The following is a 13,216-nucleotide window of genomic DNA, read 5'->3' on the forward strand; positions in this document are numbered from 1 at the left end:
CTTCCGGTTTCTCTTTCAGAGGACGGTCGAATGGCATCGCAGGAAGTTCTTCGCGAGGAGCCAAGCCGCGGTTCCTTCATCAATGATCCTCGCGTCCGCGGTATATTCTTTCAAGCAGTGGTCCTCGTCCTGCTGGTAGCGGGGGTCTGGTGGGTTACCCACAACGTCATCGTCAATCTGACGCGCCTGCACATCGCTTCCGGCTTCGGCTTCCTCAAGGGCCGCGCCGGCTTCGACATCAGCGAAAGCGCGATCGCTTATTCGTCGGATTCGACCTATGGCCGCGCCATTTTGGTTGGCTTTATCAACACCGTGATCGTTGCTGTCGTCGGCATCATCACCGCCACCATCATCGGTTTCATCGTCGGCATCGGCCGGCTGTCGCAGAACTGGCTGATCAGGAAGATCTGCACGGTCTATGTCGAGGTCTTTCGCAACATCCCGCCGCTGCTGGTCATCTTCTTCTGGTATTCCGGCGTGCTTGCCGTGCTGCCGCCGCCGCGCGAGAGCATCAATTTGCCGTTCGGCTCCTTCCTCAACCAGCGCGGCTTCTATTTTCCGCGCGCTATGTGGGGCCAGGGCTCCTGGCTGATCTTGGTCGCGCTGCTCCTTGGCATCGCCATGGCCTGGTTCGTCGCCCATAAGGCGCGGCAGCGGCAGATGGCGACGGGTCAGCCATTCCCGGTGCTCTGGACATCCATAGCGTTGATCGTCGGCCTGCCGCTGCTGGCTTACGCGCTGAGTGGCTTTCCGCTGAGCTTCGAATTCCCAAAGCAGTCGACCTTCAACCTGGTTGGTGGCTTTCAGGTCAGGCCGGAGTTCCTGTCGCTCTATCTGGCGCTGTCCTGCTATACGGCAGCCTTCATCGCCGAGATCGTGCGTGCCGGCATCAGGGGGGTCAGCAAGGGCCAGACCGAGGCGGCCGCGGCACTCGGGCTGCGCTCGGGATCGATCCTCAGGCTTGTCGTCGTTCCGCAGGCGATGCGCATCGTCATTCCGCCGTTGACCAGCCAATATCTCAACTTGACCAAGAACTCCTCGCTGGCCATCGCCATCGGCTATCCGGACCTGACGGCGACCGCCGGCACTGTCTTGAACCAGACCGGGCAGGCGGTCGAAGGCGTAGTGATCATGATGGCTGTCTATCTCGCGCTCAGCCTGATCACGTCGGCGATCATGAACGTCGTCAACGCCAGGATGGCGCTGGTGGAGAGGTAGGGCCATGCAGGAGCACGACATGTCCTGGGTACGGACGGAGATGGCGCTGGCGCAGCCGGCGCCGTCGAGCGAGCGTGGCCTCACCGCCTGGATCCGCAAGAACCTGATCGCCACCACGGGCGACACCATCCTGACCATCGTCGGCATCGCGCTGGTCGCTATGATCCTGCCGCAAATCGTCAATTGGGCCTTCATCAACGCCCAGTGGACCGGACCCGACCGCTCGGTCTGCGCCACCGTGGCGCAAGGCGGCGTCCAGCCGGACGGCTGGACCGGCGCCTGCTGGGCGTTCGTCAACGCCAAGTTCGGCCAGTTCATGTTCGGCACCTATCCTATCGAGGAGCGTTGGCGGCCGATCCTGGTGGCCATCCTGTTTGTGGCTCTGCTGGTGCCTTTGCTTATCCCACGCGTGCCGCGCAAAGGGCTGAACGCCATTCTTCTCTTCCTGGTGCTGCCGGTCGTCGCCTTCGTTCTGCTGGTCGGCGGCATGTTCGGCCTGCCGCATGTCGAAACGTCGCGGTGGGGTGGACTGCTGGTGACGCTCAGCCTGTCGTTCGTCGGCATAGCCGTGTCGCTGCCGATCGGCATTATGCTGGCGCTCGGCCGGCGCTCGAAGATGCCCATCGTCAAGACGCTGTGCGTGGTCTTCATCGAGACGGTACGCGGCATTCCGCTGATCACCGTGCTGTTCTTTGCCAGCGTCATGCTGCCGCTGTTCCTGCCGGCCGGTGTCAGCTTCGACAAGTTCCTGCGCGCGCTGATCGGTGTGTCGTTGTTTGCCGCTGCCTACATGGCCGAAGTGGTGCGCGGCGGCCTGCAGGCGATCCCCAAGGGCCAGTATGAAGGCGCCGATTCGCTCGGCCTCGGCTATTGGCAGAAGATGGGCCTGGTCGTCATGCCGCAGGCGCTGAAGCTGGTCATTCCCGGCATCGTCAACACCTTCATCGGCATGTTCAAAGACACCAGCCTGGTCATCGTCATCTCGATGTTCGACCTGCTCGGCATCGTCAAGCAGAACTTCTCTGACGCCAACTGGGCGACGCCGCAGACGGCCAGGTCCGGCCTGGTGTTCGCGGCCTTCATCTTCTGGCTGTTCTGCTTCGGCATGTCGCGCTATTCGATGTACACGGAACGCCGCCTCGACACCGGCCACAAACGCTAAAAAAGGGATCTTGCCATGGCCATAGAAAACGCCGTCAGCGCGGAAGAGATCAAGGTCAATGCCGCCAAGATGCATATTTCCACCACCGATGTCGCCATCGACATCATCGCCATGCACAAATGGTACGGCGAATTCCATGTGCTGAAGGACATCAATCTGAAGGTGATGCGCGGCGAGCGGATCGTCATCTGCGGTCCGTCGGGCTCCGGCAAATCGACGATGATCCGCTGCATAAACCGACTGGAGGAACACCAGAAGGGCAAAATCATCGTCGACGGCAAGGAACTGACCAATGATCTGAAGAAGATCGACGAGGTGCGCCGCGAGGTCGGCATGGTGTTCCAGCACTTCAACCTGTTCCCGCATTTGACCATCCTGGAGAACTGCACGCTGGCGCCGATCTGGGTGCGCAAGACGCCCAAGAAGCAGGCCGAGGAAATCGCCATGCATTTCCTCAAGCGCGTCAAGATCCCCGAACAGGCCAACAAATATCCCGGCCAGCTTTCGGGCGGCCAGCAGCAGCGCGTGGCGATCGCCCGCTCGCTGTGCATGAACCCGCGCATCATGCTGTTCGACGAACCGACCTCGGCGCTCGACCCGGAAATGATCAAGGAAGTGCTGGAGACGATGGTCGGGCTGGCGGAGGAGGGCATGACCATGCTCTGCGTCACCCACGAGATGGGCTTTGCGCGCAAAGTCGCCAACCGCGTGATCTTCATGGACCAAGGCCAGATCGTCGAGCAGAACACGCCGGCCGAGTTCTTCGACAACCCGCGCCATGAACGCACGAAACTGTTTCTGTCTCAGATCCTGCACTGATCCTGTACGCCGGTTTGGACAAGACCGGCAGACCGGGCTCTCTGTCTTGCTCGGGCCTTGCGCGTATTCGACGAGCGGTGATGCTCGGGAGATGAACCAGCGCCTGCGCTGGACGTGTTTGGGCTCATTGGCGCTCATCCCGGGCGCGCTGGTGCATATCGTGCGGCTGCGTGATGGGATCATGCGTGGCATGTTCTTTGGGCGGTCGGGCGCTGCGCCCAGAAGATAGCAAGGTCGCGTGCGACCGCATCGCCGTCCCTGCAACTCGCACGTACGGCCGGCGCGGATCATAAGCGCGCCGGCCGCGTTCATTGCCATTGGGAGTTGTATAACAAGCCGCGTGGGCGAGTGCGGCGGCAGGTCAAGGGTTCATCCTGATGCTCATACAACCGATCGATTATTTTCTTGTCGTTTGGTTCGCGCTGGCGCTGGCTTCGACGCTTTATGTCGGCTTCGACCAATATCGCAACAACCCCGAGCCGGTGGTGATGAAATGGGGTTTCATCCTGGTCACCCTCTATATGGGTCCACTCGGCTTGCTGCTCTACGTGCTCACCGACAAGGAACCCCGACCGGGCGAGCATGAGGTCTTCACCCGGCCGCTCTGGAAGCAGGGCGTCGGCTCCACCATCCACTGCGTCGCAGGCGATGCCACCGGCATCATTCTCGCCGCCGCCATCACGGCGGCGCTCGGCCTGCCGATGTGGATCGACCTGATCGTCGAATATCTCGCCGGCTTTGCCTTCGGCCTGTTCATCTTCCAATCGCTGTTCATGAAATCGATGATGGGCGGCACCTATTGGGAGAACGTGCGCAAGAGCTTCCTGCCCGAGTTCATCTCGATGAACTTCATGATGGCCGGCATGGCACCCGTCATGAGCTTCCTGATGATGGGCCGCGACATGCGCGCGATGGAACCGACGGAGCTTTTGTTCTGGGGTGTGATGTCGATCGGCGTCATCGCCGGCTTTGCGCTTGCCTACCCGGCCAATGTCTGGCTGGTCGCCCGCGGCTTGAAACATGGGCTGATGACACAGCGCCAGCAGACAGCCGGCACGAACGGTCGGGAGCAGGCCGGCCATGGGCAGCACGCGCAGATGCAAATGCAGCAGGCCGACGCCAGTGGCCGCGGCCATCACGGGCGAGGCCACGATATGGCTTCCCACAAAGGCAAAGGCAGCGGCGGTCATCACATGGAGACGGATGCCACGACCCCGCAGGTCGCTGCCCTTGGTGCCGTCTCCCTGCTGGCGCTCGCCATCGGCATGATCGCGCCGGCGAATTGGCTGAACCTGACGCTGTCGGCGCGCGACGTCGGCGGGGTGATCATGCCGCAAGGCATGATCATGGACCGCGACACTCCGGCCGACGCGATGCGCGACATGGCCGCCACCGATCCGCGCCTTGTGGCCGCCTCTTATGATCTGACGACAAAGGGTGACCAGGACCTGCCGTTTCGAATGGAGAACGGCATCAAGGTGTTCGAGCTCAGGCCTTCGGTGGTCCGCTGGCAAATCCTGCCGGACGTTGCGGTCGACGCCTATGCCTATAATGGCCAGATTCCCGGCCCGCGAATTCACATTCGCCAGGGCGACCGGGTCAGGATCAACGTCACCAACGGCCTGCCTGAGGAAACGACGGTGCATTGGCATGGCCTGATCCTGCCGAACCAGATGGATGGGCCAGCCGAAATCACCCAGGCGCCGATCGAGCCCGGGCAATCCTATTCATACGAGTTCACCGCAACCCAGCACGGAACTTATTTCTACCACCCTCATGCCAAGCCCGACCGGACCCAGGCGCTCGGTCTATATGGTGCACTGATCATCGATCCGGCCAATCCCGCCGATGAGGTCGCGGCCGACCATGATTACGTCATCGAGCTTCAGGAATGGCTGGTGCGGGAAGGGCTGACCTACCCGTCGATGCCGATGGACGGCGGCATGCCGAATTTCTTCACCATCAACGGCAAGGCCTATCCCTCGACCGAGACGATCCAGATGAAGGTCGGCGAGACGCTCAAGGTGCGGTTCATCGGCACCAATAACGGCTTCATCCATCCGATGCATATCCATGGTGGACCGTTCGAGGTCGTCGCCCGTGACGGCGAGACGCTTCCCGCATCGGCTCGGTTTCTTGCCGATACGATCAATGTCGGGCCGGGTCAGCGATACGACGTGATCTGGAAGGCGCAGCGTCCGGGCAAATGGCTGATCCACTGCCACATCCCGCATCACACCACGAACAACAATGTCGAGGAGAAGGGCGGTGGCGGGCTCATGGTCGTCATCGACGTCACGTGACCCGCTAGCCGCCTACAAAGGAGCGTCAACGCTCGTGGCCGTGGTTTTCGGCAGCCGCGTGCTCGTGAGGGTGCGGATGGTCGTTCTCTCCACGTTCGGTTGAAAACCGCACGTTCGCCGCAGCCAAGGCTGGCATATACTGGAACAGTTTGTCTTTCAGCGCTGCCGCGATCTTGTTCGCTTCCGACAGCGGCAGAGTTTCGTCTGCGGCAATTGCGATGTCGGCGTGTAATCTATGACCGATCCAGCGCGCTTTGGCATCGACAATATGCGCGCCCGGAACACGCTCGGCGGCATGATGGATTTCCTCAATTACCCTAGGGTCGACGCCGTCCAGCATGCGGGTCAACACCGAGCGAGCCGACTGCCACACGATGCCGAAGATCGCGATCGTGATCAGCAGGCCGACGATCGGGTCAGCCAGCGGAAAACCGAGCCAGACGCCAAACGCACCGAGGACCACGGCAAGGCTGGTAAGGCCCGTCGGTGCGGGCGTGGTAGCCGTCGGCGATCAGCGCCGCGCTGTTGATTTCCCGACCGACCCGAATGCGGAACACCGCGACAGCCTCATTGCCGAGAAACCCGACAATACCCGCCGCGGTCAGCCAGCCGAGATGTGTCACACCTAGCGGATTGAACAGCCTGTCAGTCGCCTGGTAACCGGCGACAATGGCGCTGAACAGGATGATCAGGACGATGATGATCCCGGCCAGATCCTCGACCCGGCCAAGGCCGTAGGTGAAGGTCCGCGATGGCTTGCGCCGGGCCAGCATGAACGCGATCCACAGCGGAATCGCCGTAGTGGCATCCCCGATATTGTGGATCGTATCGGCCAGCAGCGCCACGCTGCCCGACAGCACGACCACGACCATCTGCAATGCCGCCGTGACTGCCAGAATGACGAACGACCATTTTATGGCCCAGATGCCACGATCGGTGGTGGCGATCGTTGCATCGATGACGCCGTGGGTGTGAGCGTGCGAACGGTGATCGCCATGGCTATGGTTATGGGTGGCGGGATCGTGCGAGCCGAAACCAAACCAGTCCAGAATCCGCACTACAATGTCGTTCATAGATACTTCGCCAGCTGCTTGAGCTCCGCCAGCGAATTGCCGCCGGTTTCCGCGCTGTCAGTAAAGGCAATGTTCGATGTGATCGTGGATCAGCTCGCGCTTGGCGCTGCTGATGGCCCTTTCGACGGCATGGAGCTGCTGCGCCAGATCAACGCAAGGGCGATGCGCCTCGATCATGGACAGCACCGCCGCAAGGTGGCCTTGCGCGCGCTTCAGGCGCTTTATGATGGAAGGATGCGAAGCATGGAGGTGATCTGACATGCTTGACGCATATCCTCCGGGGGAGGATATGCGTCAAGCGCTTTTATCAGCCGGTACAACTTCCACAGACACTTCACCTTGAGCATTGCTTGCTCTATGCCTTCCCCATGAAGAAGCTTGCTCGTTTTCTTGGCCTGCTGGTCGTCGCAATAGTCGTTGCGGTGGCGCTTGGCACGCTGCTGCCGCGCCCGCTCTGGCCGGCGGCCGTTGCCGATCCGATCGGCGCAAGCCACCGCATCCTGGTGCTGCAAAATCCGATCCACACCGACATCGCCATCCCGGTCGACGACAATGTGCGCCGGCGCTTCCATTTCCTGGTCGATGCCGGCATTCCGGCCGACATGGCGGAGGTCCGCTACATCGTCTTCGGCTGGGGCGGCCGCGCCTTCTATCTGGAGACGCCGACCTGGTCGGAGCTGAAGGCGGTGCCGGTGCTCAAGGCGCTGACCGTCGACGCCTCGGTGATGCATGTCGACGTTTCCGGCGACATCGCCGAGCTGCATCCCGACGTCGCCGGCTTCGCCATCGGCGATGAGCGCTTTGCGGCGCTGCTCGATTACATTGCAGCAAGCTTCCAGCAGGGACCCAACGGGGCCATGCCGATCGAGAACGCCGCCTATTCCCGCTTCGATCGTTTTTTCGAAGCCAACGGCCATTTCAACGCGCTGGTCGGCTGCAACACCTGGACGGCGGCGGCGTTACGCATAGCCGGGCTGCGCACAGGCTGGTGGAACCCGCTGCCGGCCTCGCTCGGCCTGTCGATGCGGCTTTATGATTGACAGGTGTTCCGGCTGATCAGCGCCGCGATTCTTCGCGCCCCCCTCTGTCCTGCCGGACATCTTCCCCACAGGGAGGGAGATTGGCAGCTTCGGCGCTGCGCTTCATCCTGCAACGTTGCAAATTGGCGAAAGCCGAGGTGACGGCCGATTCTCCCCCCAAGTGGGGGAGATGTCCGGCAGGACAGAGAGGGGCGCTGTCCCGCCGGCCTGTCGAGCGTATCATCGCGCGCCACCATCCGGCATCCGCCAGCCATAGAGCCAGTCGAGATCAGCGGTTAGCTTTTCGGACGAGCGCATCGCCAGGAACAGGTTGCGGGCCATCGCCACCGGCCCGGCCGCATGCCAGGCGAGGCGGTTGATGGCGCCGCGGCGGGCGACCTGGGCGACGCGCGGCCGCCGTGCCTGTTCCCAAGCGGCAAGCGCCCCCTCAAGATCGGCTGGCGAAGCGGCAACGAAGCCGGCAAGCGTCGCGGCGTCCTCGATCGCCATCGCCGCGCCCTGTGCGGCAAAGGGCGTCATCGCATGCGCCGCATCGCCGATCAGGGCGATCCCTTCCCGCGTCGTCCACCGCCGCTGCTCGACGGTGTGGATCGGCCATGCCGTCCACGGCGCCGCCTCGCCCGCCAGCCGGACCAGCGCCGGCGCGGTACCGCGCATGGCGCTGGCGAAACTGGCGGGGTTGGCATGCCCCGACCAGCCTTCGGCGATGCGCTCGCCCTTGGTGAAGGCAGCGAGGTTGAAGGCAGTGCCACGTCTGACCGGATAGGCGACCATATGGAAGCCGGGATGGAGGAATGCAGTAACGCAATAGGGCGCGCCGACCGCTGCAAAGGCTTGCCCAGCAGGGCTGCCGGCACCCACGGTGGCGCGCCAGGCAAGCTCGCCCGAGAAGCGGCTTCTGACAAAATCGGCCTCCTTGCGGGCCAGCTTTTCTCGCACCGACGACCAGACGCCATCGGCGCCGATCAGCAAGAATGCCGCGGTTTCGACGGTCGTGCCGGCGCTCTCGATCGTCGCCGTGATGCCATGCGGTCCGGTGGCGGCACTGCCGACGCGGGCACCGGTGACAAGCTCGATCTCAGGCCGCTCGGCTGCTCGCTGCATCAGCGCGGCTTGCAGATCGGCACGGTGGGCGACGAGATAGGGCGCCCCCCAGCGCGTTTCGGCGGCGTGGCCAAGCGGTACGCGCGCCAGCTCGCGCAGCGTGGCGGCATCCTTGAGTACGACCGCCTCGGGCCGCACCGCATTGGGCATCAGCCGATCGAGTACGCCGAGTTGTCGAAGAATGCGCGTCGCGTTGGGCGAAAGCTGGATGCCGGCGCCGACAGCCTCGAGGTGCTGCGCTTGTTCGAACAATTTTACCGAATAGCCGCGCTCGGCGAAGGCCAATGCCGCGGTCAGCCCGGCGACGCCCGCCCCGGCGATGACCACCTGCCGGGACTGCGTTTCTCGCATCAGGCTTGTCGCGGAAGAATCAGGCGGCCTGGTCGATATAGAGGCAGCCCGGCGGCTGCGTTTCCAATGCCTTCAGCTTCGGCGAATAGCGATAGAGCGTCGAGCAATAGGGGCAGACTTTTTCATTGTCGTCGCCCATGTCGAGAAACACATGCGGATGGTCGAAAGGTGGGTTGGCGCCGGTGCACATGAATTCCTTGACGCCGATGTCGATCGCCGGATAGCCCGCATCGTTCTGGAAATGGGGAATGGAACCGCCTGCCATCGTCGTCTCCTGATCTTGTCGATTGCATCTGGATTATAACCCGTCTCTTTGCAAGATCGATGAAATGAAACTGTCGCAAAAGCCTGTCAGAGGATAAGTTAAGCCGGTTAACGCCGTAATCGGTGGACGGGTGTGGGAAGAGCAGGAATCATGAACGAACTGAAGCCGGTCCAGAACGAATTCATCACCGTCGAGGTGGCGAGCCCCGAAGGCGGCAATCCCGACCGCTTCGTCAATCGCGAGTTTTCCTGGCTGCAATTCAATCGGCGCGTGCTTGAGGAATCGCTGAACGCCAATCATCCGCTGCTCGAGCGCGTTCGCTTCCTGTCGATATCGGCCGCCAACCTCGACGAGTTCTTCATGGTCCGCGTCGCCGGTCTTGCCGGCCAGGTGCGAGAAGGCATAGTGCTGAAGAGCCCGGACGGCCGCACCCCCGAACAGCAGCTCGAACAATTGCTGCGCGAGGTCGAACGTCTGCAGGAGGACCAGCAGAACAGTCTTTCGGCGCTGATGCTGCTGCTCAACAAGGAAGGCATCGAGAGCATCACCCGTGATGCGCTGACCAAGGACGAGAAGGTCTGGCTCGAGGACCATTTCCAGGAGCAGGTGTTTCCGGTCCTGACGCCGCTGTCGATCGACCCGGCGCATCCGTTTCCGTTCATTCCCAATCTCGGTTTCTCGATGGCGTTGCAATTGCGCCATCGCAAGAACGGCGAGGAAATGAGCGCGCTTTTGCGCCTGCCGGTGGCGCTGAGGCGCTTCATCCGCTTGCCGGATCGCAAGCACCATGTCCGCTTCATCCCGCTCGAAGAGGCGGTCAGTCTCTACATCGGCAAGCTGTTCCCCGGCTATGAGGTCAAGGGCTCCGGTACGTTCCGCATCATCCGCGACAGCGATATCGAGGTCGAGGAAGAATCCGAGGACCTGGTGCGGCTGTTCGAGACGGCACTGAAGCGGCGGCGCCGCGGCTCGGTCATCCGGATCGAATTCGACCGGCTGATGCCGCCCGAGCTGCGCGACTTCGTCGCCGGCGAGCTTGGCGTCTCGGCAAGCCGCATCAGCGTGCTCACCGGTCCGCTGGCGCTCAGCCAGATTTCGGAGATCGTCGCCGTCGCCCGCGACGATCTGAAATTCACGCCCTACAACCCGCGCTTCCCCGAGCGCATCCGCGAGCATGGCGGCGATTGTTTTGCCGCGATCCGCGAGAAGGACATCATCGTCCACCACCCCTACGAATCCTTCGACGTGGTGGTGCAGTTCCTGCGCCAGGCGATGGCCGACCCGGAAGTGGTGGCAATCAAGCAGACGCTCTACCGCACCTCCAACGACAGCCCGATCGTGCGCGCTTTGGTCGACGCCGCCGAGGCCGGCAAGTCGGTGACGGCGCTGGTCGAGCTCAAGGCGCGTTTCGACGAAGAAGCCAACATCCGCTGGGCCCGCGACCTCGAGCGCGCCGGCGTCCAGGTCGTCTTCGGCTTCCTCGAGCTGAAGACCCACGCGAAAATGTCGCTGGTGGTGCGGCGCGAGGATGGCAGGCTACGCAATTACGTGCATCTCGGCACCGGCAACTACCACCCTGTCACCGCGCGCATCTACACCGACCTGTCCTTCTTCACCACCGCCCCGACGATCGCGCGCGATGTCGCCCAGCTGTTCAACTTCATCACCGGCTATGCCGAGCCGGCCGAGCAGATGCGGCTGGCCATCTCGCCGTTTACGCTGCGCGACCGCATCCTCAAGCACATTTCGGACGAGATCAGTCACGCGCTGGAGAGCAGGCCGGCCCGCATCTGGATGAAGATGAACGCCTTGGTCGACCCGATCATCATCGATGCTCTCTATGATGCCAGCCGCGCCGGCGTCGAGATCGATCTCGTCGTGCGCGGCATCTGCTGCCTGAGGCCGCAGGTGCCCGGCCTGTCGGAGAACATCAGGGTGAAGTCGATCGTCGGCCGCTTCCTCGAGCACAGCCGCATCTATTGCTTCGGCAACGGCCACGGCCTGCCCTCGGACGGGGCGATCGTCTACATCTCCTCAGCCGACCTGATGCCGCGCAATCTCGACCGCCGCGTCGAGACCATGGTGCCGATCACCAATCCAACTGTGCATGAACAGGTGCTCGGCCAGATCATGCTCGGCAACATCATGGACAACCAGCAAAGTTTCGACGTATTGGCTGACGGAACTTCCCGGCGCGTTGTGCTGGAGGAGGGCGAGGAACCGTTCAACGCGCAGGAATATTTCATGACCAATCCGAGCCTGTCCGGACGGGGCGATGCGTTGAAGTCGCATGCGCCCAAGCGCATCGCGCAGTTCAAGCGCCGCAAGAAACAGAACGCAGCGACGGGCTGATGATTTCAGCATCCCAGGGCCGGCTTCAGGACCGCCGACCGCTGTCCATCATCGATATCGGGTCGAACTCGATCCGTCTTGTCATCTATGAGGGGCTGGCGCGCTCGCCGACCTTGCTGTTCAACGAAAAGATGCTGGCCGGCCTCGGCCGAGGCATCGTTTCGACCGGAAAGCTCGATCCCGAGGCGGTGACGCGCTCCATGGAAGAGTTCCGCCGCTTCCGCGCGCTGTCCGACCAGGCCGGCGCCGAGCGCATGTATGTGCTGGCGACCGCCGCCGCTCGTGAGGCGGTCAACGGCCCCGACTTCATCCACCGCGCCGAGGATGTGCTCAAGACCGAGATCCAGGTACTGAGCGGCCGCGAGGAAGCCCATTATTCGGCGCTCGGCGTCATCTCCGGTTTCCACTCCAACGGCATTGCCGGCGATCTTGGCGGCGGCAGCCTCGAACTGATCGACATCGACGGTGAGACGATCGGTGACGGCATCACGCTGCCGTTGGGCGGCCTGCGCCTGCAGGACATGGCGAAGAACTCGCTGGCCCAGGCGGCAAAGATCACGCGCGAGCAACTGGCGCGGGCGAAATTGCTGAAAGCCGGGCAGGGCAGGGCCTTCTACACGGTTGGCGGCACCTGGCGAAACCTCGCCCGACTGCACATGGAAATGACCAACTACCCGCTCGGCGTCATGCATCATTACGAGATCGGCATCGAAAGCGCCGCGAACTTCCTCCGGCAGGTCGCGAAAGCAGAGATTGATAAGGTCAAGGGCATCGAGGGCATCTCCAAGAACCGCCGCTCGCTGCTGCCCTATGGCGCCATCGTGCTGCAGGAGATCATGGCGGCGATGCAGCCGTCGAAGATCATCGTCTCGGCGCTGGGCGTGCGCGAGGGCTTTCTCTACTCGCTGCTCGACAAGGCCGAGCAGAAGGCCGATCCACTGATCTCGGCGGCCGAAGAGCTTGCCCGCCTGCGCTCGCGCTCGGTCGACCACGCGCATGAGCTTGTCGAATGGACCGGCAAGGCCTTCGCTGCCTTCGGCATCAACGAAACCAGGGATGAGGCGCGCTACCGCCACGCCGCCTGCCTGCTCGCCGATATCGGCTGGCGCGCCCATCCCGAATATCGCGGCAAGCAATCGCTCAACATCATCGCCCACGCCTCGTTCATTGGCGTCGACCATCCCGGCCGCGCCTTCCTGGCGCTTGTCAGCCTGTTTCGCCACGAGGGCGTGTTCAATGAAGCCGCTCCGGAAATCCGCGGACTGGCGACACCGCGCTATCTCGAGCGCGCCCGTGTGCTGGCCGCGCTGCTGCGCGTCGTCTATTTGCTGACCGCGGCAATGCCGGGCGTCATGCCGCGGCTGAAATGGGAAAACCGCGGCAATGGCGTGCTGGCGCTGGTCCTGCCGGCGCCGCTGGCCGATCTTTACGGCGAGCGGCCGGCCGGCCGGCTGGCACAGCTGGCAAGGGTCACCAACCGCCGGCTGGTGCTGGCGGTCGAGGGCGGGCCAAGCGTTTCGGTGAAGTAG

11 protein-coding genes and 1 pseudogene are annotated in these 13,216 nt (G+C 62.9%); 7 read left to right on the plus strand and 5 right to left on the minus strand.

All coding sequences use genetic code 11. The features are described from left to right. The first annotated feature begins 30 nt into the window (after positions 1-30). The 4 genes from NKJ94_RS26835 to NKJ94_RS26850 all read left to right on the plus strand — a co-directional run bounded on the left by NKJ94_RS26835 (position 31) and on the right by NKJ94_RS26850 (position 5,502). A complete protein-coding gene (locus tag NKJ94_RS26835; RefSeq protein WP_352529351.1) occupies positions 31-1,218 on the plus strand; it encodes an amino acid ABC transporter permease in 1,188 nt (395 codons plus the stop codon). Between the two features lie 4 nt (positions 1,219-1,222). Next, positions 1,223-2,380, plus strand: coding sequence for an amino acid ABC transporter permease (locus NKJ94_RS26840; protein WP_352529353.1), 1,158 nt, complete (start codon positions 1,223-1,225; stop codon positions 2,378-2,380). Positions 2,381-2,449: 69 nt separating this feature from the next. Next, positions 2,450-3,199 carry an amino acid ABC transporter ATP-binding protein gene (locus NKJ94_RS26845; RefSeq protein ID WP_502896133.1) on the plus strand — a complete coding sequence of 250 codons (750 nt, stop codon included), beginning with the start codon at positions 2,450-2,452 and terminating at the stop codon, positions 3,197-3,199. Between the two features lie 377 nt (positions 3,200-3,576). Next, the gene (locus NKJ94_RS26850; RefSeq protein ID WP_352529357.1) at positions 3,577-5,502 is read left to right on the plus strand and encodes a multicopper oxidase domain-containing protein; all 1,926 of its coding nucleotides are present in this window, start codon (positions 3,577-3,579) and stop codon (positions 5,500-5,502) included. A 25-nt stretch (positions 5,503-5,527) separates the two neighbouring features. Here the strand turns inward: NKJ94_RS26850 and NKJ94_RS37635 are convergent, their stop codons facing one another. The 3 genes and pseudogenes from NKJ94_RS37635 to NKJ94_RS26860 all read right to left on the minus strand — a co-directional run bounded on the left by NKJ94_RS37635 (position 5,528) and on the right by NKJ94_RS26860 (position 6,836). After that, on the minus strand, positions 5,528-5,965 hold the full coding sequence (locus NKJ94_RS37635; protein ID WP_502896132.1) for a cation transporter dimerization domain-containing protein: 438 nt from the start codon (positions 5,963-5,965) through the stop codon (positions 5,528-5,530). Beyond that, the gene (locus NKJ94_RS26855) at positions 5,919-6,575 is read right to left on the minus strand and encodes a cation diffusion facilitator family transporter (RefSeq protein ID WP_502896131.1); all 657 of its coding nucleotides are present in this window, start codon (positions 6,573-6,575) and stop codon (positions 5,919-5,921) included. Before NKJ94_RS26855 ends, NKJ94_RS37635 begins: the two co-directional genes overlap by 47 nt. After that, a pseudogene (locus NKJ94_RS26860) lies at positions 6,572-6,836 on the minus strand (metal-sensing transcriptional repressor). Before NKJ94_RS26860 ends, NKJ94_RS26855 begins: the two are co-directional and overlap by 4 nt. A 107-nt stretch (positions 6,837-6,943) precedes the next feature. Between NKJ94_RS26860 and NKJ94_RS26865 the strand changes: the two are divergent. Then, positions 6,944-7,615 (plus strand): TIGR02117 family protein, encoded by a 672-nt coding sequence (locus NKJ94_RS26865; protein ID WP_352529361.1) that lies wholly within the window; start codon positions 6,944-6,946, stop codon positions 7,613-7,615. A 219-nt stretch (positions 7,616-7,834) separates the two neighbouring features. Here the strand turns inward: NKJ94_RS26865 and NKJ94_RS26870 are convergent, their stop codons facing one another. Both NKJ94_RS26870 and NKJ94_RS26875 read right to left on the minus strand, forming a co-directional pair. Next, positions 7,835-9,070: an FAD-dependent monooxygenase gene (locus NKJ94_RS26870; RefSeq protein WP_352529363.1), complete on the minus strand. Its 1,236-nt coding sequence runs from the start codon at positions 9,068-9,070 to the stop codon at positions 7,835-7,837. A 19-nt stretch (positions 9,071-9,089) separates the two neighbouring features. Further along, the gene (locus tag NKJ94_RS26875) at positions 9,090-9,335 is read right to left on the minus strand and encodes a zinc-finger domain-containing protein (protein ID WP_254820632.1); all 246 of its coding nucleotides are present in this window, start codon (positions 9,333-9,335) and stop codon (positions 9,090-9,092) included. Positions 9,336-9,485: 150 nt separating this feature from the next. On the opposite strand from NKJ94_RS26875, the gene NKJ94_RS26880 reads away from it, so the two are divergent. Further along, entirely contained in the window at positions 9,486-11,687 is a 2,202-nt protein-coding gene (locus NKJ94_RS26880; RefSeq protein WP_352529365.1) for an RNA degradosome polyphosphate kinase, read from the plus strand. After that, entirely contained in the window at positions 11,687-13,216 is a 1,530-nt protein-coding gene (ppx, locus tag NKJ94_RS26885; protein WP_352529367.1) for an exopolyphosphatase, read from the plus strand. The genes NKJ94_RS26880 and ppx overlap by 1 nt, the downstream gene beginning before the upstream one ends.

The organism is Mesorhizobium sp. M0060 (assembly GCF_040323155.1).
GTDB lineage: Bacteria > Pseudomonadota > Alphaproteobacteria > Rhizobiales > Rhizobiaceae > Mesorhizobium.

Bases quoted from the DNA above. Each gene is read 5' to 3' on its own strand.
- NKJ94_RS26865 (WP_352529361.1), top strand. From the start codon at position 6,944: ATGAAGAAGCTTGCTCGTTTTCTTGGCCTGCTGGTCGTCGCAATAGTC.
- NKJ94_RS26840 (WP_352529353.1), top strand. From the start codon at position 1,223: ATGCAGGAGCACGACATGTCCTGGGTACGGACGGAGATGGCGCTGGCG.
- NKJ94_RS26845 (WP_502896133.1), top strand. From the start codon at position 2,450: ATGCATATTTCCACCACCGATGTCGCCATCGACATCATCGCCATGCAC.
- NKJ94_RS26850 (WP_352529357.1), top strand. From the start codon at position 3,577: ATGCTCATACAACCGATCGATTATTTTCTTGTCGTTTGGTTCGCGCTG.
- NKJ94_RS26875 (WP_254820632.1), bottom strand. From the start codon at position 9,335: ATGGCAGGCGGTTCCATTCCCCATTTCCAGAACGATGCGGGCTATCCG.
- NKJ94_RS26870 (WP_352529363.1), bottom strand. From the start codon at position 9,070: ATGCGAGAAACGCAGTCCCGGCAGGTGGTCATCGCCGGGGCGGGCGTC.
- NKJ94_RS26835 (WP_352529351.1), top strand. From the start codon at position 31: ATGGCATCGCAGGAAGTTCTTCGCGAGGAGCCAAGCCGCGGTTCCTTC.
- ppx (WP_352529367.1), top strand. From the start codon at position 11,687: ATGATTTCAGCATCCCAGGGCCGGCTTCAGGACCGCCGACCGCTGTCC.
- NKJ94_RS26855 (WP_502896131.1), bottom strand. From the start codon at position 6,575: ATGAACGACATTGTAGTGCGGATTCTGGACTGGTTTGGTTTCGGCTCG.
- NKJ94_RS26880 (WP_352529365.1), top strand. From the start codon at position 9,486: ATGAACGAACTGAAGCCGGTCCAGAACGAATTCATCACCGTCGAGGTG.